The organism is Streptomyces sp. NPDC000410, from assembly GCF_040300305.1.
Classification (GTDB): Bacteria; Actinomycetota; Actinomycetes; order Streptomycetales; family Streptomycetaceae; genus Streptomyces.
Genome location: NZ_JBEPDM010000007.1, coordinates 22,291 through 43,687 on the forward strand (window position 1 = coordinate 22,291; position 21,397 = coordinate 43,687).

A 21,397-nucleotide genomic window follows, 5' to 3' on the forward strand; every position below is an offset into this window, starting at 1 on the left:
GCCGAGGAGAGGGGCGGGCATGGGCTGGACGGTGCTCTACATCGCGTTCGGCATCGTCGCGCTGTGGCTGCTCGGCGAGGTGCTGCTGCAGTACAAGGCGCGACTTCGCTGGCGGCTGCTCGCCTTCGCCGGGTTCCTGGGCGTCGTCGTCGGCGTCCTGGTGCCGTCCGTGGTGGTGATCGTGATCGGCGCGGTCGCCTTCGCGATCGGGCAGACGTACGTCACGCTCTCCTTCCGCCGCGGCTTCTCCACCGGCTGGGCCATCGGAGGCAGCCCCGGAGCCAGCCGCCGCCGCAAGTCCGGCGACCGGCCGGCCGCGACGCGTGAGCCCACGCTGGAGGTCTCCGACCTGGAGGTGTCCGGCCACGGCTACGCGGACGCGGAGGCGGCGCGGCCCGAGTCGGCGGCGGAGCGGACGGCTGTCTACGAGCCCGTTCCCCTGCCCGACGACACCGGTCAGTACGGCGTCTACAGCGACTCCGCGCACGCCGCGAGCCAGGGGCAGGATGTCTACGGGAGCTACGCCTCCCCGTACGAGCAGCCGACCGCCGCCCAGGCGCAGGACGCCTACGCCGGGCAGGCCGGGGCGTACGACTACGGCACGGGCCAGCAGCAGTACGCCGCGTACTCCGACCCGTACATCGGCAACCAGAACTACGGCGCGTACGACAGTTACGGCGGCCAGCAGCAGTACGCCGACCCGTACGCCACCCCTCAGCAGGGCTACAGCGAGACGCCGCCCGGCGGAGTCTGGGTGCCGCAGCAGCGAGACGGCGACCAGGTCCCGCCGATGCCGCCCATGCCGCCGGGGCCGCCCTCGCCGTACGGAAACGAACCGTACGGGAACGAGCCCTACGGAAACGATCAGCCCGGATACGAGAACGGCTACAACGGCCAGCCCTACCGCTACTGACCGCTGATCGCCGCCACCGGTGCCGACCGGGCGCCATTTGGGTGGTCGTTACCCAGTGGTCGTCACTCGGTTCGTCACTCGGCGGTCGTCACTGAGAGCCGCGGAAGCCGTCGCCCTCCACGATCAGACCGGCCACCAGCGCGCCGGACATGCCCGCGTGCGCCAGTCCGCCGCCCGGATGGGCCCAGCCGCCCGCGAGGTACAGGCCGGGAAGCCGGGTGCTGTTCGACGGGCGCAGATACCGGCCGTCGTCCCCGGCCAGCGCCGGCGGGTGCACCAGCCCGGTCTCGGCCGGGGTGAGGATCTCGCGCCACAGCAGCCGCTCACGTATGTCCGGGATCGCGGGTCGCGCCGCGGCGACGATCGTGTCCGCGAAACGCTCGCGCAGCGCCTCGTCCGCCCAGTCCGTCGCGGCGACCGTCGCGGTGAGCGTGACCGCCTCATGGGCGTCGTCCGGGCGCGTCGTCGGGTCGTCGGGCCGCAGCACGGTGACGGTGGGCGCCCCGGCCGTCGCGCCGCCGAAGACCGCGCCCGCCTCGGCCGCCGTGTCGGGGGAGTGGACCACGGTGCGGTGCGTCGCGCCCTCGGGGCGGGCGCCGCGCACCGCCAGCAGCACGGTGAACCTGCCCGGCGCCCCGGCGGCCGACGCCCGGGGTCGTACGTCCCCGTCCCGCCACGGCTCCAGGCCGCCGAGACCGGACGGCCCGGCGCCCGCCACCACGTGGTCGGCCTCGACCGTCCTGCCTCCACCGGAGGCGCCCCCGGCCAGCTCCAGGCCCGCCGCCCTGCCGTCCCGCTCCACGAGACCCGTCACCTCGGCGCCGAAGACGAACTCCACCTTGCGCTCCAGGCAGCGCTCGTAGACCGCCTGGGCGAGCGCCCGCATCCCGCCCCGGACGTACCAGCTCCCGAACGTCTGCTCCATGTACGGCAACAGCGCGGCGCTCGCCGGGGCATGCCGGGGGTCCAGTCCGTACGACAGCGCGCACGCGCCGAGCAGGGCCTCCAGCCGCGCGTCGGCCAGCTCCCAGCTCCCCACCTCCGCGAGGGTGCGGGCCTGACGGGTGCGCAGCATCCGGCGCTGCCGGACCGAGGGGTACGGATCGCGGCCGAGCACCTGCCAGTCGGGCCACAGAGGCTCCTCCAGCAGTGGCCGGCGCGAACGGTCCCAGGCGTCCCTGGCGCGCCCGAGGAAGTCGCCCCACCGCGCGCCCGCGCCGCCCCCCAGCGCCGCGTCCAGCGCGGCGACGACGCCTGCCCGCGAGGCGTTAGGAAGCGACACGTCCGTGCCGTCCGCGAACAGATGCCGGCTCGCCGGGTCGACCTGGGTCATCTCGACCCGGCTCTCCAGAGGCTCCTTGCCGGTCTTGATGAACAGATCCCGGTACACGGCAGGCAGATGCAGCAGCCCGGGCCCGGTGTCGAACGCGAACCCGTCCCGCTCGAACCCGCCCACCGCCCCGCCGAACGTCGCCGAGCGCTCGTACACCACCACCCGGTGGCCTGCCACGGCCAGCCGGGCAGCAGCCGCCATGGCGCCCATCCCAGCGCCGATCACCGCAATCCGTGCCATGTCAGGGACTTTATCGGCCACCACTGACAACGCCGCCCGGCGGCTGCCCCGACGCCCGCCGTGCCCGGCCTCGGCGGCCGGGCCGGGCGCGCGGAGCCCGGCAGCCGGGGGCCGAGCGTCACGGGGGCGGTCCCGGCAGGCCGGAGCGGGCCAGGCGGCGTTCCTCGCGGCGCTGGGCCGTGCGGCGCAGGAAGCGGCGGATACGGGAGGCGAGGAAGACCAGTGTCACGAGGCCCAGCACGAGCAGCGTCGCCGCGATGATCGCCGCCGGGACCGGGTGGAAGACCGCGAGGAAGATGATCCCGGCGACGCCGAGGTCCTCGGCCATGCTCATGGCGGCATTGCTGAACGGCTCCGGGGACGTGTTGATCGCCATTCTGGTGCCCGCCTTCACCAGGTGACTCAGCAGCGCCGTGGACCCGCCGACCGCGCCCGCCGCGAGCTCCGGGAGCGACCCGCTCTCCCCGGCCAGCAGCGCCGCCACGACAGCCCCCGCCACCGGCCGGATCACCGTGTGGACGCTGTCCCAGAGCGAGTCGACGTACGGGATCTTGTCCGCCACCGCCTCGCACAGGAAGAGCACCCCGGCGACGATCAGGACATCGGTGCGCTGCAGCGACTCGGGCACCTCGTCGGAGATCCCGGTCGCGCCGAAGACGCCGAACAGCAGGACCACCGCGTAGGCGTTGATTCCGCTGGCCCAGCCGCTGGTGAAGACCAGAGGGAGTACGGACACGGACGCGATCGTAACCAGAGCGCCGCGCCCAGGAGTGGGGATGAGCGCGGGCGTCTGAGTATCCGTACCTAGTGCGGGAGATGAGTAGGTACGCGGATGGGCTCTCACCTGCGCAGACGGGAGAGTGGAGACCACGGAAGGGGCGCGGCGCCGGCACCGCCGGCACGGGGCGGCGGAACGGCGCGGCGCACCCGACCGAACGGGGTTGCCCGGACCCGGGGGAACGGTGGAACAGGGCAACGGGGGTAACGGGGAAACGGGGTAACGGGGGAAACGCCGGTCCGGCGAAGCTCGGGGGGATCGAGCTTCGCCGGACCGGCACTTCTCTTTTCCCAGCCCTTTTCCCAGCCCTTTTCCCGGCCCTGTGCCCGGCGCTGTTCTCAGCGGCCGCTGACCCGCCCGTGCAGCAGCCGCGACAGCGCCGCGTGCACGTCGTCGATCGAACGCTCCCGCTGGAACGCCTGCCAGTCGAGCGCTGCCACCAGCACCATGCCGACAAGCGCGGCGGCGGTGAGCGGAATGTCGATCTCCTCGCTCAGCTCACCGCGCTCGACCCCTTCCCGCAGGACCGTCTCGACCACCGCGACCGCCTGCTGCCGGACGACGAGCAGCGTGGACTGCCAGGCCCTGTTGGTGCGCCAGAGCTCGGCGACGTACAGCTGGGTGAAGGCGGGGTACCGGTCGATGAAGCCCAGACCGGCCTTGATCATCCCGTCCAGCGCCTCGACCTTGGTGCCGCCGCGTTCCTCCGTCTCGTCGGCCGCGGCCTGGAGCGAGGCCGTGAGCAGCCCCACGCCGTACCGCAGAAGCTCCTCGAAGAGCTCGGTCTTGCTCTTGAAGTTGTAGTAGACCGTGCCCTTGGCGACCCCGGCGCGCTCGGCGATCTCGTCCACCGTCGTCGCCGAGAAGCCCTGCTCGGCGATGAGCGTCACCGCCGCCTCGTAGAGCTTGGCGCGGGTCGCCTGTCTCCGGGTGCTGCTGCTGTTCATGGCGTCGATTCTCACAGGTCTCCCGGGGCTCACAGACTCAGCTCGGGATGAAGCCGGTCGAAGGTCCACACCTGCTTGCGGCGCGCGGACACGGCGGTCAGGGCGAGCGCCCCGGCGGTGAAGGCGGCCAGGACGGCCGTGGCCTGCCAGACCGGTCCGATCCCGCCGCCCGTGATGAGCCGGCGCAGCGCCTCGACGACGTACGTCATCGGCAGGAACGGGTGCAGGGCGTTGAAGAAGCCCGGGCTGGTCTGGACGGGATACGTACCGCCCGCCGAGGTCAGCTGGAGCATCAGCACCGCCAGGACGAGGATCCGGCCCGCCGCTCCGAAGCGGGCGTTGAGCCACTGGATGATCGCGGCGAAGCAGCACACCACCAGTGCCAGGAAGCCGACCGTCCCGGCCGCGCGGGCCATCTGGAGGCCGAGGCCCCAGTGGAGGACGGACATGAGGGCACCGACCTGGAGCAGGCCGATCGCGGCCACCGGCAGCCAGCCGGCCAGCGCGATCCGCCAGGCGGAGGCGCCGGCGGCCAGGGCGCGCCGGTTGAGCGGCTGGATCAGCATGTACGCCACCATCGCGCCGACCCACAGGGAGAGCGGAATGAAGTACGGGGCGAAGCCCGTGCCGTAGTTGGGCGCCTTGTTCAGCGACTGGGCGGCCAGCTGGACCGGGTCGGCCATGACCTCCGTACGGCGGTCGCGGTCCTGCTTGTCGTAGTCGGGGATCTTGCCGACGCCCTCGTTCAGCCCGCCCGCCAGTTCGCCGGAGCCGTCGACCAGCTTGAACATTCCCCCGTCCAGCTCGTTGGCGCCGTTCTTGAGCCGGTTCACACCGGAGTCGAGATCGGTGGAGCCCGTCTTGGCGCCGCCCAGCCCGGTGTGGATCTGGTCCGCTCCCTTGGCGACCTTGTGCGCGCCGGTGTTCAGCGCGTTGATCTCGGCCACGGCCGACTCGACGTCGTCGTCCAGGTGCGGGGAGCGGTCGGCCAGGGCCTTCGCCTGCTTCTCCAGCTTCTTCAGCTGCGCGTCGAGCTTCTTCAGATCGCCGTTGTTGTCCTTCACGAGCGTGTTGAGGTCGTCGGCGATCTCGGCGGCGTCGGCGGCGTTCGTCTTGGCGTGCTCCAGGTCGGCGCAGGCCGGGTCGGGGAGCACGGCGTCCACACAGCGCGCCTTGTGGATCTCGGCGAGCTTGTCGGCGGCCTTGTGGGCGCCGGTGGCCACCCCCGGCGTGAGCTTCACGAGCGTGTCCAGGTTGTTCCGCGCCAGCCGGGAGGTGTCCTCGACCAGACGCGCCGTGTCGCCGATCATCTTGCCGTTGTCCTTGAGGAACGGGCGTACGTCGGCGGCGATCCCGTTGACCTTGTCGGCCAGTGCCTGGGTGCCGTCCGCGACCTTCCCGGCGCCCGTCTCCAGGTCGCCCGCGGCCTTGTTGAGCCGCGTGATGCCCCCGGCCAGCTTCCCGCTGCCGTCCTTGGCGTCCTTCAGGCCGTCGGCGAGGTCCTTGGAGCCCTTCTTGGCCTTGCCGATGCCGCCCTTGAGCTCGTCGGCGCCCTCGGCGGCCTTCTCCGTGGCGTCATGGATGTCGGAGAAGGAGATGAAGATCTTGTCCAGGAAGGAGCGGGAGGCGTTCTTGGAGGCGGCCGTGCGCACCTCGGAGAAGACCGTCCGCGAGATCTGGCCGACGATGTAGTTGTTCGAGTCGTTCGTCCGCACCTCGAGCGCGCCGGTCTCCGGGGAGTCGCCGGAGCTGGAGGCGATGCGCTTGCTGAGGTCGGCGGGCATGGTCAGGGACAGGTAGTACGTGCCGTCCTCGACGCCCTCGCGGGCGTCCTCGGCGCTCACCTCGTGCCACTCGAAGACCTTGCTGTCGCGCAGGCCCTCGGTGATCTCGTCGCCGGCGGTGATCTTCTTGCCGTCGGCGGTGGCGCCCTTGTCGGCGTTGACGAGGGCGACGGGTATCCGGTCGAGTCGGCTGTACGGGTCCCAGAAGGACCACAGGTACAGGGCGCCGTAGAGCAGCGGCAGCAGCAGGATCGCGACGAGCGCGGCGGCGGGCAGCTTGCCCCTGCCGAAGCGCTTCAGCTCAAGCGCGGCCAGTTTCGGCGAGCGCATCGGCCGCCCCCTCCTCGGTGTCGGTCTCGTCCGCCTCAGCGGTCGTGTCGGTGTCGGTGCCCTTGCCGGTCTTCGCGGTCGCGGCGGTCTTCGGGGTCCGGGCGGCCTTGGCGGTCTGGGCGGCGTTGGCCTTGGTCGCGGACTCGCGGGTCTCGGAGCCGTCGTCAGAGCCGCTGTCGGAGCCCTCTTCGGAGCCCTCTTCGGAGTCGTCCTCCGCGCCGGCCTCCGCGCTGTTTCCTGCCGCGTTCCCCGCGCTGTCCTTCGCGCTGTTGTTCGTGGGGCTCTCCGCGTGGTCCTCCGTGCCGGACGGGCCCATGGAGACCCGGACCGCGTCCTCCGGCGCCTCGCTGCACACGGCAAGCACCGTCGGGCCCGTCGCCGCGACCCGGCGCAGCAGCTCCCAGGCCTCCGCCCGGTCCGCGTCCGAGAGCTTGAGGTCGGTGTCGTCGAGCGCCAGCAGCCGGGGCCGCCCGATCAGCGCCAGGGCGAGCGACAGGCGCAGCGCCTCCAGCCGCTCCAGGTCCCGTACCGCCGTACGCCCTTCCTTCGGAAGGGCGTCCAGGTCGAGCCCCACGGTCTCCAGCGCCTCCTCGATACGGCTACGGGCCGCCGCGGACCGCTCGGCCCTCGGCCGCAGCAGTGCGCGCAGGGAGCCGTCGAACCGGCGCTGGAGCAGCGCGCGCTCGCGCAGGTGCTCGGTGACCGTGAAGGCCGGGTCGAGGTCGCTGACTCCCGGGACGGGGCCGAGCGCGCTGACGCGGCGTACCGCGGCCATGTGGCGCGGCAGCCGCAGCCCGCCCACCTCGGCGTGCCCCTCCGAGGGCTTCATGCGGCCGGTGAGGGCGAGCAGCAGGCAGGTGCGACCGGAGCCGGACGGGCCCTCGACCGCGATGAGCGAGCCGGGCTCCGCCGTGACGCTCACCCCGCGGAACGCCCAGCCGCGCGGGCCCTTGAGTCCGAATCCGTCGGCGCTGACGGCAGCCCCGTGCGCGTCCACGTACCCCCCAAAGTTTTTGAACTGACTGGTCAGTTCAAAAACTATCCCGAACCTCTGCCCGAAGCAAAGCCGGGTTGCCGGGCTCCGGCCGGTCAGTTGTTCCCGTCGCTCTTCGGAGGCCACTCGCGCGGATCAAGGCGTGGCTCGATCTGGTCCACGATGTCCTCGAGCCGTGCGCAGACCCGTTTGATCTCCTCGTGCGTCTCGTTCCGCTCGGTGATGACCGACGCGACCAGCAGGGCCGTCAGCGCCGTGGAGCCGTTGAAGGCCTGCAGCGTGACCATGTTGGCGAACAGGTCCTGACCGGCGAACGGACCGACTTCCAGGGCCGCGGCGTGGATCGCCAGCGTCGACACCAGCAGCGCACACGGCGCGGCCCCGGCCAGCTGGAAGCGGAACGCGGCCCAGATGAGGAACGGGAAGACGAGGAAGAGCAGCCTCGAACTGCTCGTCCCCGTCGCCAGCAGCGCCGCGAAGACCGTGCAGAGCAACAGCGCCGCCGCCTCGGCCCAGCGGTGGACCGGGACATCCCGGGGCCACCGGGCGTGGCGCAGGACCAGCAGGAACGGGGTGACCACGAGGACGCCCATCGCGTCACCGGTCCACCAGACCGACCACGTGGGCCAGAAGCCGCTCGGCTCCAGTGCCCCGGAGAGCACCAGCACGCTGCTCCCCACCGTCGCGCTGACCAGCATCCCGGCCAGCGCACCGAGGAAGACCAGGGCGAGTACGTCGCGCAACCGGTCGAGTTTCTCGCGGAACCCCACACGGCGCAGCAACGCGTACGCGAGGAGCGGGGCCAGGGTGTTGCCGGCGACGATGGCCAGCACGGCGGGGAGCGAGGGACCGATGGACACATTGACCAGGAAGGCGCCGAGCGCGATACCCGGCCAGATCCACGGCCCGAACACGAGCAGCGCGGCCAGGGCCACCCCGGTCGGCGGCCACAGCGGAGTGACCTGGCCGCCCACGAGCTGCTGGAGCAGCCCCAGCTTGGCGGAACCGTAGTAGACAGCCGCCACGGCGAGGGCCCACAGCACCGCGGCGCCGTAACCCCGGATCTGCTCGTCGCGCACCACAGCAGTCTGCGCCGTCGGCGGGAGCGCGGCGAGTCAGGCGCGCTGGTCGGGCCGACCGGCGGATCAGGCTGGGCTCGCGCCTGATCCACCGGACACCCCCTGGTCGGGCCGACCGGCCGCGGGTCCGTCGTAGCGGGCGACGAGGACCGCGGCGTCGTCGCGGTGACCGGTCAGTTCGGCCACCTTGATGACCGCGGAGGCGAGCACCTCGGGGTCGGCGTCGAATCCCGCGCGCACCAGCCGGAGGACCTCGTCCAGACCGGCTTCCATCGGGTAGGTCGGCCCTTCCACGACCCCGTCGGTGAGCAGGACGAGGACCCCGGCCTCGATCAGCCGCCGATGGGTCACCGGATAGCGCTCACCCCGCACGATGCCGAGCGGCGGGCCGCCCCGGTCGAGGGCGATGCCGGAACCGCCGCCGGCGGTGGCCCAGATCATCGGGACATGACCGGCCCGGGACACGGTGAGATCGCGGCCGACCGGGTCGAATCGCAGGAAGCAACAGGTCGCGAAGAGCCCGAAACCCATCGAGATCAGCAGGTCGTTGGTGCGGCTCAGCACCTCTCTCGGATCGCTCGTCGCCTCGGCGAGGGCCCGCAGGCTGGTGCGGACCTGACCCATGAACGCGACGGCTTCCACATCGTGGCCCTGCGCGTCGCCGATCGCGAGCCCGAGCGACCCGTCCAGCATCATGAAGGCGTCGTACCAGTCGCCGCCCACGGCCAGCCCGTCCCGTGCGGGCGAGTACCGGGCCGCGATGCGCACGCCGGGGAGCTGCGGCAGCTCGGACGGGAGCATATGGCGCTGCAGGGCCATGGCCAGCTCGACCCTGGCCCGCTGCAGCTTGATGCCTTCCAGGGCCTGGTCGACGAGCCGCCCGAGGGTGATCAGGAGTTGCTGCGCATTGTCCGGCGAGTCGGCGCGATGTTCGGGCATGACCGCTCCGAGGGTTCGTCACGGCTCCTCACCTCACCCTAGCGGTCACCCCCGATCTTCACCTCCACAAGCAAAGCAGCAGGTCAGAGCCGATTGTCAGTGGCAGCCCCCACGATGGGCACATACGGCCACCGCGCCGTCACCAGACGACAGGAGGTTCGTCATGGCCAGCTCGTACGCCTCTGCCGCACGCCGGCTCCGCACAGAGCGCCCTGCCCCCTCACTGACCGGTTCCTCGCCGGGCGGCTCCGCGTCCTCGCCGGGCGGCCCCGCGAGCGATGTCCACCCCGTGCTGCGGCGCTCGTCGGCGCCGCCCGCCGCCCTCGATCTCCTCACCCAGGCACGGGCCGGCCTCGAAGAGGCCGCCGCCCTGGACACCCCCAACGAGCGGTACGCCACCGCCCATCTCGCCGCGCTGCGCACCGCCGCGGCCGTCCTGGCCGCGCGTGGCCGGCCGGAGACCAACGAGCGGCGCCGCGCGCGCATACGGTCCGCCTGGGAAGTGCTCCCCGAGATAGCGCCGGAGCTCACCGAGTGGAGCGCGCTGTTCGCCTCGGGCGCCCGGCGCAGGGCACGCGCGGAGGCGGGCATCCAGGGCGCGGCCAGCAGCCGCGACGCCGACGACCTGCTGCGCGACGTGGCCATGTTCCTGCGCCTGGTCGAGCGGATGCTGGTGCTCCAGCCGACGCTGCCGCAGCCCAGGTCGCAGGCGCCGGGGGCGGGGGAGGGCGTGGGATGACGGGGCCGCCCGGCCGAGGCAATAGGGTGGAGTGAGTCTGCCCTGTTCACGCCCCGTCCGTCGGGGCGGCACCGCGCCGAGGAGTCAACTGCCGTGTCGGACCGTTCCCCTGCCTCCGGTGCGGAGACCCCACCGCGCCCCTCTCGCGCCTCCCTCCGTACGGCCGTGGTCTGGGACGTCCTGAGGGACGCTCTCGACCGCAGGGTCAAGGCCACGGGACGGGACGCTCTGGACGTCCTCGACACCGGCGGCGGCTCCGGGAACTTCGCGGTGCCCGCCGCCCGTCTCGGCCACCGGGTCACCGTGGTCGACCCCAGCCCGAACGCGCTGTTCGCGCTGGAGCGTCGTGCCGCCGAGGCCGGGGTGGCCGACCGGGTGCGCGGTGTCCAGGGTGATGTCCACGGGCTCTTCGACGTGGTCGAGCGCGGCGGCTTCGACATCGTGCTGTGCCACGGCGTGCTGGAGTACGTCGACGACCCCGCCGAGGGCGTACGGAACGTGGCGGCGGCGCTGCGGCCCGCCGGAGCGCTCAGCCTGCTCGCCGCCGGGCTCGGCGGTGCCGTCCTCGCCAGGGCCCTGGCCGGGCACTTCACCGAGGCCCGCCACGCGCTCGGTGACCCGGCGGGACGCTGGGGCGAGGGCGACCCGGTGCCGCGCCGCTTCACCGCGGAGCAGCTCACCGAGCTCGCCGCGGCGGCCGGACTGGAAGTCGGGGCCGTGCACGGTGTCCGGGTCTTCGCCGACCTCGTTCCCGGCGTTCTGGTGGACACCGAGCCCGGCGCGCTGGACGCCCTCCTCAAGCTGGAGGCGGCCGCGGCCGAGCTGCCGGCGTTCCACTCGGTCGCGACCCAGCTCCATCTCCTGGGCGAGAAGCACGCCTGACGCGCCGCTGATCAGCGGCGCAGCCGCACATGGAGTACGCCGCAGGCCCCCCGTTCGGGGCGTTCGCCCCGTATGATCGGTGGACACCATCCGGCATGACGGATCGGCGGTTGGGGAATTCACCCTTCAGCAGTCGAACCGGCATGGCGACCCCGAGGGCTATTGGTATTGGGCGGGTTTCACGGGGGCGATTCCCTGCCTATCCTGAAAGGGCCGCATACCGGTCGCCCCCAGCGACCGACGACTAGGAGGACTCCGTGCCGCTCTCGGAGCACGAGCAGCGAATGCTCGAGCAGATGGAGCGAGCGCTGTACGCCGAAGATCCCAAGTTCGCGACAGCGCTCGAGGGAAGCGGACTGCGTACGTACACCCGGCGACGGGTCTACCAGGCGGTCGCGGGCTTCCTGGTGGGTATCGCGCTCCTCATGGCCGGAATGATCGTCCAGCAGATCTGGCTGGTCAGCGTGGTGGGATTCCTCGTCATGCTCGGCTGTGCGGTCCTCGCGGTCACCGGTTGGCGTAAGGCGCCCAAACCCGGCGAGCAGGGCCCCGGGACCCAGGGTGAGCGCCGCCAGCCCAAACAGCGCCGGTCGATGATGAACCGGATCGAGCAGCGATGGCAGCGCCGTCGCGACGAGCAGGGCGGCGGCCACTAGGGCCTGCCTTTCGGCCTTCGCCCTACGGATGGGCGCCCCAGCCTGCCCTGTGACACGGCCCCACGTCTCGCGTAACGGGTGAGGGGGTGACCGCGGAAATCCGCGGTCACCCCCTCACCCGTTACGCGTACCCGACCCCGGGAGCCCGCCACCGGACGGCCGCGCGGCCCGGCGGCTCACGGGAGACCCGTGCTCACGGAACCGCGCCCACCGACGGACCCCATGCACCGGCGGGCCCATTCATCCTCAGCCCCGGGGCACGGAGACCGTGGCCACCGGCGGGCCCGTTCCAGCAGTCCGTTCACCTGCGGCGGGCCCCGTTCCAGCGGTCCCGCTCACCGGCGGCGGCCTCCGTTCGCCGGGGGCCGCCGGACTTTCGGTGCGCGGGTCAGCCGCGTTGGCGGGACAGCCTGCGGAACTGCACCGTCCAGCGGTCCGTGATCCTGCGGGCGGCGGCGGAACAGCGATCGGTCAGGGCCGTCCAGCGCTCCGAGAACGCCCACACCGCCCGCACGGTCGACCGTGGCAGGAGCAGGGCGCGCAGCCGTGTCACCCGGCCCGCCGCCGCGGCCAGGCCGACGCGGACCTGCTGGGCGTCATCGGCGAGCCCCGTCGCGGGCACCGGCTGTGGCGCGTACAGCACCTGTTCCACTGCGTGCGCCACCCGGTGCACCGCGTCGGCGGGTGCACCCTCCAACTGCCCCAGCCGGACGATCCGAGCGGCGGCCTTGCGCGGCGTGCACGACCCGTCCGGGGCGATGCCGTGGTCCCAGGCCGTATCGCCGACCTCCCGCCAGGCGGCCAGGGTCCGGGCCGCGACCTCCTCCGGGGTGCGCCCCCCGGAACTCAGCCGGCGCGCCCGCACCCGCAATCGCCACAGCATCGGCAGCAGTGGCACGAGCAGCACGGCCACCGCGGCCAGCGTCCACAGGGCGATCGTGCCCAGTGACGGACCCGGATCGACCGGCGGCAGCACGTCCTGCGGCGCCGCGGCCCCGCAGTCGCCGACCCGCTGCTGCTGCGCCGTGCAGTCCTGGGAGACCGACGGCGCGGGCGCCGGGGCGGAAACGCTCGCCTGCGGCTCGGCCGGGCTGGACGGTGCGCCGGAAGGTGTCTCCGTACGGGTGTAGTCGGGCGTGCTGCCCCGGGTCGGGGTCGGCTCGAACCTGGTCCACCCCACACCCTCGAAGTACAGCTCGGGCCAGGCGTGGGCGTCGCGGTTGCTCACCGACATCGACCCGTCCGCGGCCCGGGTGCCCGGAGTGAAGCCCACCGCGATCCGTGCCGGGATCCCCAGCGACCGCGCCATCGCACCCATGGCGAACGAGAAGTGGACGCAGAAGCCCGCCTTGTCCTTCAGGAACCGGGACAGCGCCTGCATGCCGCCGCCCGATTCCCCGGAGGTGCCCGAGTCCACATCGGTGTCGTAGGTGAAGCCGCCGTTCACGGCGAACCAGTCCTGGAGCTTGACCGCCCGCTCGTAGTCGTTCGCCGCTCCCTCGGTCACCGACGCCGCCATGGACCGCACCTCGGCCGGCAGGGTGGCGGGGACCTCCGTGTACTCCCTCAGCAGCTCGGCGGGGGGCCGGGGCGCGCGGGCGAGCTGTTGCGCGGTCGGCTTCACCTTGAGGCCCGTGACCGAGTACTGCAGACCGCTCACCGTCTGGCCGCGGTCACCGATCACGGTGCGCCGGGCCGCGTCGAAACGCCAGTCGCCCTCCACGCGGACCTCCGTGGCCGGATAGGGCATCGGCAGCCAGGCCTGCTTGTACTCGCGAGCCGCCGAGATGTTCGTCCTGATCTCCGTCGTGCTGACGTCGTCGCCGAGGCCGTCGGGCCGCGGCAGCTCGCCCGGGACCGCCGTCAGCGAGCGCGTCGCCGACTTCCAGCTGTCGCCGTCGAACCTGTCCAGCGCCATGAGCCGCAGGTACATGTCACTGGTGTCACCCGCGTTGGTCTTGTACTTCAGCCACTCGCGGGCCTCCGGCTGGTTGAGGGTCTCCTGGAGCCTCAGCACCGGGTTCACCGAACCGATGTCACCGCCGCCGGGCCCCTCACCAGGACCGCCCCCCGCCGCGCCCAGCAGACCGCCGCCCATCGCCGGAAGAGCCACCGGGACGACCAGCGCGATGCCCAGCGCGACCGCGCCGATCCGCCGGCCCGTACGCACCGGGGCGTGCGCGCCGCCCCCGCCGAGCCCCGCCAGGCCCCGGCCAGGACCGCGTGGCGCGCCCCCGAACACCCGCCCCCACTGCGACAGCCGGTCCCGGCCCTCCGCCAGCAGCAGCACCAGGTAGCCCGAGGCGGCCAGCAGGAACCAGAGCCAGCTCGCCCCGCCGCCGGACAGCCCCGCGGCCACCGAGTACAGCGCGAGCAGCGGCAGACCGGCCGGTGCGGCGCTGCGGTACGTCACCGCGAGCGCGTCCACGGCCAGGCCGATCACCAGCACGCCGCCGACGAGCATCAGCTTGATGCCGTCGGTGGCGGGCGCCGGAATCGCGTACCTTCCGACGTCCCCGGCGCCCGCCTCCAGCAGGTCACCGAAGCGCGCGAAGGCGTCGGGCCCCGGGATCAGCCCGACGAGGGCGACCTCCTGGGCGAAGATCAGAGTGAGGCTCAGCAGCATGACGACGGCCTGCGCCACCACCGTGAGCGGCCGGGCCAGCGGCACCCGCCGGGCCAGCGCGCCCACCCCGCTCACCACCGCCAGCAGGAACGCGGCCTGCACGATCCATGTCGCAGGATCGACCAGCGGCAGCATCGCGCCCGCCGCCATCAGCGTGGCGACGAAGGCGCACAGAGCCAGCCTTCCACGACCGCTCATGACCATCCCCCAGCCCCAGAAGCTCCAGAAGCCCCGGGAACACCAGCGAATCCGGCAGCACCGGAGAACCCGGAAGCACCGGAAAGACCCGTCGTACCACCCGCCGGAGCGGAGTCGGTCCGCTCCCCGGGCACCTGTCGCCACAGCTCCGGCAGCGCCGCTCCCGGGGACACGGCCATCGCCGTCCACCCCGCCTCGCGCAGCCCCCGCAGCCGCTCCTCCACCGCGCCCGCAGGCGCGCCGTTCACCACCCAGGCATCACTGTCCAGGACGAAGGCGACGGCGGCCGCGCTGCGCTGCCGCATCCGGGCCGCCAGGGCCGTCTGCTCCTCGTCCAGATCGCCGATGAAGGCGACCAGCAGCCCTTCGTTCCCGCCGCGCAGCACGTCGTGGGCGCGCGAGAGCCCCACCTCGTCCGAATGGTCGACGACCGCGAGGGCGTCCAGCATCAGCCCGGCCGCCTCCGCGGACTCCTGTGTGGATCCGGCGAAGCCGTCGGTGCCCTCACCGGGCACCGACATCCCCGTGTCCGTCAGCAGCCGGACCGAGAATCCGCGCTCCAGCATGTGCACCAGCACGGAGGCCGCCGCCGACACCGCCCACTCGAAGGCCGAGTCGGGCCCAGCGCCGTGGTAGGCGACGCCCCGGGTGTCCAGCAGCACCGTGCACCTGGCGCGCTGCGGCTGCTCCTCACGGCGCACCATCAGCTCGCCGTAGCGCGCGGTGGAGCGCCAGTGCACCCGGCGCAGATCGTCCCCGTGCCGGTACGCGCGGGGAATGATGTCGTCGTCGCCGGCCAGTGCCAGCGAGCGCTGCCGCCCGTCGCCGTACCCGGCGGCCTCGCCGGTGAGCCGCACCGGCGGCAGCGGCTCCGTACGCGGGATGACGGTCAGCGTGTCGTACGCGCTGAACGAACGGGTCAGCTCGCACATCCCGAACGGGTCGCTGAGCCGCAGCTGGAGAGGTCCGAGCGGATAGCGTCCGCGCAGGTCCGAGCGCACCCGGTACGACACCTCGCGGCGGCCGCCCGCCTCCACCCGGTCCAGTACGAACCGGGGCCGGGGCCCCAGCACGTACGGCACATGGTCCTGGAGCATCAGCAGACCGGTCGGCATCCGCGAGACGTTGTCCATCCGCAGATGCACCCGGGCCTCGGCACCGGCGGGCACCCGGGAGGGGGAGAGCCGCCGGCTGCCCGCCACCCGGTAGCGCGTGCGGTACAGCACGGCCACACAGAGCAGCGGCAGCACGGCGAGCAGCAGGCCGACCCGGAGCAGATCGCCCTGCCCCAGCACATACGCGCACACCGCCGCGGCCACACCGGCGGCCAGGAAGGAACGCCCCCGCGTGGTCAGCCCGCCGAGAGCCGCCCACACACCGCCGTCCCCCTCACCGCCCGCGGCCGGGCCCCCGGCCGCCATCACAGCCGCCGGCCGCCGGGCAGCCGCTGGTCGTAGGCCGGGCCGCCGGGAACCTGCCGGCCCACGCCGCCGTATCCGCTGTCCGTGCCGGAGGTGGGCACGGGCGTGCGCTGAATGATCTCCAGGACGACCTGCTCGGCCGTGCGCCGGTTCAGCTGGGCCTGCGCGGTGGGCAGCAGCCGGTGCGCCAGCACCGGCACGGCCAGCGACTGCACGTCGTCCGGCAGCGCGTACTCCCGGCCGCTGAGGGCGGCCGAGGCCTTCGCCGCCCGCAGCAGGTGCAGGGTGGCCCGGGGCGAGGCGCCGAGGCGCAGGTCCGGGTGGTTGCGGGTGGCCGCTACCAGCTCCACCGCGTACCGCCGGACGGACTCGGCGACATGGACCGAGCGCACGGCGTCGATCAGCTTCACGATCTCGTGGGTGTGCGCCACCGGCTGGAGATCGTCGAGCGGGGACACGGCGCCGTGCACATCGAGCATCTGCAACTCGGCCTCGAGCGTCGGATACCCCATCGACACCCGGGCCATGAAGCGGTCGCGCTGCGCCTCCGGGAGCGGATACGTGCCCTCCATCTCCACTGGGTTCTGCGTGGCGACGACCATGAACGGGCTCGGCAGCTCGTACGTCTGCCCGTCGATCGTGACCTGCCGTTCCTCCATCGACTCCAGCAGTGCCGACTGCGTCTTGGGCGACGCGCGGTTGATCTCGTCCCCGATGACTATCTGGGCGAAGATCGCACCCGGCTTGAACTCGAAGTCACGCCGCTGCTGGTCGTAGATGGACACACCCGTGATGTCCGACGGCAGCAGGTCCGGCGTGAACTGGATACGCCGCACCGAGCAGTCGATGGAGCGTGCCAGCGCCTTGGCCAGCATCGTCTTGCCCACGCCCGGCACATCCTCGATGAGCAGATGTCCCTCGGCGAGCAGCACGGTCAGCGAAAGCCGTACGACCTCAGGCTTGCCCTCGATCACACCCTCCACCGATCTGCGGACACGCTCCGCTGTGGTGGTCAGATCTGTGAGGCTCGCTCGATCGTCATAGGTCGTCACCCGGCCCTCCTCGGCCCGTTCCATGGGCCGGTGCGCTGCTGACGGCACGGCCCACCCCGAAACACGGACACCTCTTGCGGACGGTTCCGTCGAGGTGTCACACACGCATTCTTGTTGGCGTTACCGCTTCGTGTCACTCGCCTGTGGACAACTGGGCGCCATATGTCAGGGCTTGCCGTGTTTTAGCCGCTCACGCGGCGGGATCGGCCTCCGGGTCGATCTCCCGCAGCAGACCGCTGGTGACATCGAAGACGAAACCGCGGACGTCGTCCCTGTGCAGCAGGAACGGCGAGGTGCGCACCCGCTGCATGGACTGCCGGACATCCTGTTCGACATCGCGGAACGCCTCGACCGCCCAGGCCGGTCGCTGCCCCACTTCGTCCTCCAGCTCGTGCCGGAAGTCCTCGGTCAGGCTCTCCAGACCGCAGTTGGTGTGGTGGATGAGTATCACGCTGCGGGTGCCGAGCGCGCGCTGGCTGATCGTGAGCGAGCGGATCACGTCATCGGTGACCACACCGCCCGCGTTCCGGATCGTGTGGCAGTCGCCGAGCTGGAGGCCGAGTGCGGCGTGCAGGTCGAGCCGGGCGTCCATACAGGCCACCACGGCGACCTGGAGTACCGGACGGGCGTCCATGCCGGGGTCGGAGAACCCTTCGGCGTACCGCTCGTTCGCCTCGACGAGCTGGTCGGTGACCTTGCTGCGCGGAGGGGCGGCGTCTGCGGGGAGGTGTGCGGGGGTCGACATGTCTATGACGGTAATGGTCACGGAGGTCGCGGGCTCGCTGTGAGAGGGGACAAAGAACGTCAATGAGTCTTGTTGTGAGGTAACCCACAGGCATGAGCGCGCGGGGCCCATATGGGTGAGGTATCCCTTTTGCGGGTGCCGTCGCGGCCGGTCCGTGCGACGCGCCAGCCGGTTGATTGACCGGCCCGGTCAGTCGACTAGAGTGACGCGAAGTTCACGGACACATCCTGCACATTTCCATGATTTCCCCGCGTGTGCGGCGTACGTACGACCCGGCCTCGTCCCGCCTCGCCGGTACGCCCGCGCCGGACCTGAGAGGGCGACTTGAGCCAGCGACACGTCCCGGTGATGCTCCAGCGGTGCCTGGACCTGCTGGCCCCCGCGCTGGAGAAAATGCCCGGTGGGGTTCCCCATGCCGAAGGCCAGGGGCCCGTCGTCGTCGACTGCACCCTCGGTCTCGGCGGACACAGCGAGGCCCTGCTGACCCGGTTCCCCGAGGCGCGCCTCGTCGCGCTCGACCGGGACAAGGAAGCACTGCGGCTGTCCGGCGAGCGGCTCGCCCCGTTCGGCGACCGCGCCACCCTCGTCCACGCCGTCTACGACGAACTGCCCGAGGTCCTCGACCGGCTCGGCATCACCGGCGTCCAGGGCGTCCTCTTCGACCTCGGCGTCTCCTCCATGCAGCTCGACGAGGCCGACCGCGGCTTCGCGTACGCCCAGGACGCCCCCCTCGACATGCGCATGGACCAGACGACAGGCATGAGCGCCGCCGAGGTCCTCAACACCTACGCGCCCGGCGAGCTGGTGCGGATCCTGCGCGCGTACGGCGAGGAGAAGCAGGCCAAGCGGATCGTGGCGGCGATCGTACGGGAGCGGGAGAAGGAACCGTTCACCAACAGCGCCCGGCTCGTCGAGCTCATCCGCGACGCCCTCCCGCAGGCCGCCAAGCGCACCGGCGGCAACCCCGCCAAGCGCACCTTCCAGGCCCTGCGCATCGAGGTCAACGGGGAGCTGACCGTCCTGGAGCGCGCCGTCCCGGCCGCGGTGAAGGCCCTCGCCGTGGGGGGCCGGATCGCGGTCCTGTCGTACCACTCGCTGGAGGACCGGCTGGTCAAGCAGGTCTTCGCAGCCGGCGCGGCCAGCACCGCGCCCCCCGGACTGCCCGTCGTCCCCGAGCGCTACCAGCCCCGGCTGAAGCTGCTCACGCGCGGCGCGGAACTCCCCACCGAGGAGGAGATCGCCGAGAACCGCCGCGCGGCGCCCGCCCGGCTGAGGGGCGCCCAGCGGATCCGCGAGGACGAGAAGTGACAGCGACCGCGCGGGCGACATCCAACGGCTGAACGGGCGAGGGAGGGCATGTGGTGAAGAAGGCCGCCGGACAGCTCAAGGGGCGCGCGGCACGGCTCACGCGGCTGATGCCGTCCGGGCCCAGCACCGCGGCCCGCACCCCGTTCGTGCTGCTCGTCGTGCTGCTGCTGGGCGGTGGCCTGATCACCCTGCTGATGCTCAACTCCTCCCTCAACGAGGGCTCCTTCAAGCTGAGCGAGCTCAAGAAGAAGACCACCGAGCTCACCGACCAGGAGCAGGCCCTCCAGCGGGACGTGGACGACCACTCCGCCCCCGGCGCCCTGGAGCGGCGCGCCCGTGAGCTCGGAATGGTGCCCGGCGGGAACCCGGCCTTCCTCGGCCCCGACGGCAAGGTCCGGGGCGTACCCGAGAAGGCGTCGCCCGCCCCGCGCCCGGCCACCCCGCCGCCCACCGCGTCCGTGACCCCGCAGCAGCCCCCGACGACCTCCGGCAGGTGACGCAGTGCCCCCTCAGGAACCTCCGCGCCGCCGGGTGCCCGGCCCCGCGGGCCGCGGCCGTCCCGCTCCGCGCCGCCCACGCCCGGGAGCCCCCGGTCCTGGCTCCAGCCGGATCCGGCTCGGCAGCCCCCGCCCCCGGCTGCGGCTCGTCAGCCTCGCCCTGACCCTCGTCATGCTGGCGTTCGTCGTCCGGCTGCTCCAGGTGCAGGCCGTCGACGCGAGCACGTACGCCGCCATGGCGGACAAGAACCGCTACATGAGCCACAAGCTGGCCGCCGAACGGGGCGAGATCACCGACCGGTCCGGGATCGCCCTGGCCACCAGCGTCGACGCCTACGACATCACCGCCGACCCGAAGCTGTTCACGCCCGAGGAGAGCAAGGCGCCCGACGCCCCCGAGCAGGCCGCGGCCCTGCTCGCGCCGATCCTCGGCAAGGACGCCACGGAGATCGCGACCAAGCTGAAGACCCCGGGGTCCCGCTACACCGTGCTGGCCCGGCGGCAGACCCCGCAGGTCTGGAACCAGATCAAGGACCTCAAGAACGTCCACGCGGCTAAGGCCAGGTCCGGCAAGGCCGGCGCCAACGTCCTCGCGGGCGTTCTCCACGAGACCAGCAGCAAACGCGTCTACCCCAACGGCGACCTCGGCGCGGGGATACTCGGATACGTCAACGCCGACGGCAGGGGAGCCGGCGGCCTCGAATCCATGCTCGACAAGGAACTCGCGGGCGAGGACGGCCGGATCACCTACGCCCAGTCCGGCGGACGCCGCGTCCCCACCGCCGGAGCCCGTGAGACCCCCGCGGTCCCCGGCTCCGACATCCAGCTGACCATCGACCGCGACATCCAGTGGGCGGCCCAGCAGGCGATCGCCGACCAGGTGGCCACGTCCAAGGCGGACCGCGGCTACGTCATCGTCCAGAACACCCGGACCGGCGAGATCCTGGCCCTGGCCAACGCCCCGGGCTTCGACCCGAACGACATCTCCCAGGCCAACGCCGCCGCCATGGGCAACGCCGCACTCCAGGACGTGTTCGAACCCGGCTCCACCTCGAAGCTCATGTCCATGGCCGCCGTACTGGAGGAGAAGGCCGCCGTTCCCGGCACCCATGTCGTCGTCCCCAACCGGCTGCACCGCGGCGACCGGCTCTTCCACGACGACCACGACCACCCCACCTACTACCTGACGCTCAACGGCGTCCTCGCCAAGTCCAGCAACATCGGCACGATCCTGGCGACCGGGCGGCTCGGCGACACGCAGGCGGAGGCCAACAAGGTCCTCTACTCGTATCTGCGCAAGTTCGGCATCGGCAGCACGACCGGCCTCGGCTACCCCGGAGAGTCGCCCGGCATCCTCGCCAAGCCCCAGGACTGGTCCACCTCGCAGCAGTACACGATCCCGTTCGGCCAGGGCCTGTCCGTCAACGCCATGCAGGCCGCCTCGGTCTACTCGACCATCGCCAACGGCGGCGTACGCATCGAGCCCACCCTCGTCCGCGGCACCAAGGGCCCCGACGGCCGCTTCGCCCCGGCGCCCGCGCCCGAGAAGACCCGGGTGGTCAGCGAGAAGACCGCGAAGACCCTCGCCACCATGCTGGAGTCCGTCGTCGACGACGAGGGAGGCACCGGCACCAAGGCTCACATCCCCGGCTACCGCGTGGCCGGGAAGACCGGCACGGCGAACAGGGTCGACCCGGTGCTCGGCCGCTACAAGGGCTACACGGCCTCCTTCGCCGGCTTCGCACCCGCCGACCGCCCGCAGATCACGGTCTACTGCGCCATCCAGAACCCGACCAAGGGCAGCTACTTCGGCGGCCAGATCTGCGGACCCGTCTACAAGAAGGTCATGGAATTCGCGCTCAAGACCCTCCGGGTCGCGCCCACCGGCGACACACCCGTGCGGCTGCCGATCACCTTCGCACCCGGTGAGTGACCG

Annotated in this window: 18 protein-coding genes; 7 read left to right on the forward strand and 11 right to left on the reverse strand. The window is 72.2% G+C overall.

The window, feature by feature from the left end; all coding sequences use genetic code 11:
• Positions 1-19: 19 nt before the first annotated feature.
• A complete protein-coding gene (locus ABT342_RS11195; RefSeq protein ID WP_351570423.1) occupies positions 20-913 on the forward strand; it encodes a hypothetical protein in 894 nt (297 codons plus the stop codon).
• An 88-nt stretch (positions 914-1,001) separates the two neighbouring features.
• Here ABT342_RS11195 and ABT342_RS11200 read toward each other — a convergent pair whose 3' ends face one another.
• The 7 genes from ABT342_RS11200 to ABT342_RS11230 form a co-directional block, all read right to left on the reverse strand.
• A complete protein-coding gene (locus tag ABT342_RS11200; protein WP_351570426.1) occupies positions 1,002-2,486 on the reverse strand; it encodes a phytoene desaturase family protein in 1,485 nt (494 codons plus the stop codon).
• A gap of 118 nt (positions 2,487-2,604) precedes the next feature.
• Positions 2,605-3,222, reverse strand: coding sequence for a DUF4126 domain-containing protein (locus ABT342_RS11205; protein ID WP_351570429.1), 618 nt, complete (start codon positions 3,220-3,222; stop codon positions 2,605-2,607).
• A gap of 380 nt (positions 3,223-3,602) precedes the next feature.
• The gene (locus ABT342_RS11210; RefSeq protein ID WP_351570432.1) at positions 3,603-4,211 is read right to left on the reverse strand and encodes a TetR/AcrR family transcriptional regulator; all 609 of its coding nucleotides are present in this window, start codon (positions 4,209-4,211) and stop codon (positions 3,603-3,605) included.
• Positions 4,212-4,240: 29 nt separating this feature from the next.
• Positions 4,241-6,325 carry a YhgE/Pip family protein gene (locus tag ABT342_RS11215; RefSeq protein ID WP_351570435.1) on the reverse strand — a complete coding sequence of 695 codons (2,085 nt, stop codon included), beginning with the start codon at positions 6,323-6,325 and terminating at the stop codon, positions 4,241-4,243.
• The gene (locus tag ABT342_RS11220; protein ID WP_351570438.1) at positions 6,297-7,322 is read right to left on the reverse strand and encodes an ATP-binding cassette domain-containing protein; all 1,026 of its coding nucleotides are present in this window, start codon (positions 7,320-7,322) and stop codon (positions 6,297-6,299) included. The genes ABT342_RS11215 and ABT342_RS11220 overlap by 29 nt, the downstream gene beginning before the upstream one ends.
• A 92-nt stretch (positions 7,323-7,414) precedes the next feature.
• On the reverse strand, positions 7,415-8,398 hold the full coding sequence (locus ABT342_RS11225; protein ID WP_351570441.1) for an MASE1 domain-containing protein: 984 nt from the start codon (positions 8,396-8,398) through the stop codon (positions 7,415-7,417).
• Between the two features lie 66 nt (positions 8,399-8,464).
• Positions 8,465-9,337, reverse strand: coding sequence for a PP2C family protein-serine/threonine phosphatase (locus ABT342_RS11230; RefSeq protein WP_351570444.1), 873 nt, complete (start codon positions 9,335-9,337; stop codon positions 8,465-8,467).
• A gap of 163 nt (positions 9,338-9,500) precedes the next feature.
• Between ABT342_RS11230 and ABT342_RS11235 the strand changes: the two genes are divergently transcribed.
• The 3 genes from ABT342_RS11235 to ABT342_RS11245 all read left to right on the forward strand — a co-directional run bounded on the left by ABT342_RS11235 (position 9,501) and on the right by ABT342_RS11245 (position 11,614).
• The gene (locus tag ABT342_RS11235; RefSeq protein WP_351570447.1) at positions 9,501-10,076 is read left to right on the forward strand and encodes an SAV_6107 family HEPN domain-containing protein; all 576 of its coding nucleotides are present in this window, start codon (positions 9,501-9,503) and stop codon (positions 10,074-10,076) included.
• A gap of 93 nt (positions 10,077-10,169) precedes the next feature.
• Positions 10,170-10,958, forward strand: a complete 789-nt coding sequence (locus ABT342_RS11240) for a methyltransferase (RefSeq protein WP_351570450.1) — start codon at positions 10,170-10,172, stop codon at positions 10,956-10,958.
• 257 nt (positions 10,959-11,215) lie between these two features.
• Positions 11,216-11,614, forward strand: a complete 399-nt coding sequence (locus tag ABT342_RS11245) for an SCO2097 family morphological protein (protein ID WP_351570453.1) — start codon at positions 11,216-11,218, stop codon at positions 11,612-11,614.
• 388 nt (positions 11,615-12,002) lie between these two features.
• On the opposite strand, the gene ABT342_RS11250 is transcribed toward ABT342_RS11245, so the two are convergent.
• The 4 genes from ABT342_RS11250 to ABT342_RS11265 all read right to left on the reverse strand — a co-directional run bounded on the left by ABT342_RS11250 (position 12,003) and on the right by ABT342_RS11265 (position 17,656).
• Entirely contained in the window at positions 12,003-14,438 is a 2,436-nt protein-coding gene (locus tag ABT342_RS11250; RefSeq protein ID WP_351570456.1) for a transglutaminase TgpA family protein, read from the reverse strand.
• On the reverse strand, positions 14,435-15,859 hold the full coding sequence (locus ABT342_RS11255) for a DUF58 domain-containing protein (protein WP_351570459.1): 1,425 nt from the start codon (positions 15,857-15,859) through the stop codon (positions 14,435-14,437). The genes ABT342_RS11250 and ABT342_RS11255 overlap by 4 nt, the downstream gene beginning before the upstream one ends.
• The gene (locus ABT342_RS11260) at positions 15,859-16,911 is read right to left on the reverse strand and encodes an AAA family ATPase (RefSeq protein ID WP_351570462.1); all 1,053 of its coding nucleotides are present in this window, start codon (positions 16,909-16,911) and stop codon (positions 15,859-15,861) included. Before ABT342_RS11260 ends, ABT342_RS11255 begins: the two co-directional genes overlap by 1 nt.
• A gap of 190 nt (positions 16,912-17,101) precedes the next feature.
• Positions 17,102-17,656 carry a beta-class carbonic anhydrase gene (locus ABT342_RS11265; RefSeq protein ID WP_351570464.1) on the reverse strand — a complete coding sequence of 185 codons (555 nt, stop codon included), beginning with the start codon at positions 17,654-17,656 and terminating at the stop codon, positions 17,102-17,104.
• Between the two features lie 324 nt (positions 17,657-17,980).
• Between ABT342_RS11265 and rsmH the strand changes: the two genes are divergently transcribed.
• From rsmH to ABT342_RS11280, 3 genes are read left to right on the forward strand one after another with little or no spacing between them, the layout of a single operon-like run.
• Positions 17,981-18,964 carry a 16S rRNA (cytosine(1402)-N(4))-methyltransferase RsmH gene (gene rsmH / locus ABT342_RS11270; protein WP_351570465.1) on the forward strand — a complete coding sequence of 328 codons (984 nt, stop codon included), beginning with the start codon at positions 17,981-17,983 and terminating at the stop codon, positions 18,962-18,964.
• 50 nt (positions 18,965-19,014) lie between these two features.
• The gene (gene ftsL / locus ABT342_RS11275; protein WP_502965511.1) at positions 19,015-19,461 is read left to right on the forward strand and encodes a cell division protein FtsL; all 447 of its coding nucleotides are present in this window, start codon (positions 19,015-19,017) and stop codon (positions 19,459-19,461) included.
• Between the two features lie 4 nt (positions 19,462-19,465).
• Entirely contained in the window at positions 19,466-21,394 is a 1,929-nt protein-coding gene (locus ABT342_RS11280) for a peptidoglycan D,D-transpeptidase FtsI family protein (RefSeq protein WP_351570467.1), read from the forward strand.
• The last annotated feature ends 3 nt before the right edge of the window (positions 21,395-21,397 follow it).

Excerpts from the sequence above, each read along its gene's own strand:
- ABT342_RS11195 (WP_351570423.1), top strand. The coding sequence starts at position 20 with ATGGGCTGGACGGTGCTCTACATCGCGTTCGGCATCGTCGCGCTGTGG.
- ABT342_RS11200 (WP_351570426.1), bottom strand. The coding sequence starts at position 2,486 with ATGGCACGGATTGCGGTGATCGGCGCTGGGATGGGCGCCATGGCGGCT.
- ABT342_RS11210 (WP_351570432.1), bottom strand. The coding sequence starts at position 4,211 with ATGAACAGCAGCAGCACCCGGAGACAGGCGACCCGCGCCAAGCTCTAC.
- ABT342_RS11215 (WP_351570435.1), bottom strand. The coding sequence starts at position 6,325 with ATGCGCTCGCCGAAACTGGCCGCGCTTGAGCTGAAGCGCTTCGGCAGG.
- ABT342_RS11230 (WP_351570444.1), bottom strand. The coding sequence starts at position 9,337 with ATGCCCGAACATCGCGCCGACTCGCCGGACAATGCGCAGCAACTCCTG.
- ABT342_RS11235 (WP_351570447.1), top strand. The coding sequence starts at position 9,501 with ATGGCCAGCTCGTACGCCTCTGCCGCACGCCGGCTCCGCACAGAGCGC.
- ABT342_RS11250 (WP_351570456.1), bottom strand. The coding sequence starts at position 14,438 with ATGAGCGGTCGTGGAAGGCTGGCTCTGTGCGCCTTCGTCGCCACGCTG.
- ABT342_RS11255 (WP_351570459.1), bottom strand. The coding sequence starts at position 15,859 with ATGGCGGCCGGGGGCCCGGCCGCGGGCGGTGAGGGGGACGGCGGTGTG.
- ABT342_RS11265 (WP_351570464.1), bottom strand. The coding sequence starts at position 17,656 with ATGTCGACCCCCGCACACCTCCCCGCAGACGCCGCCCCTCCGCGCAGC.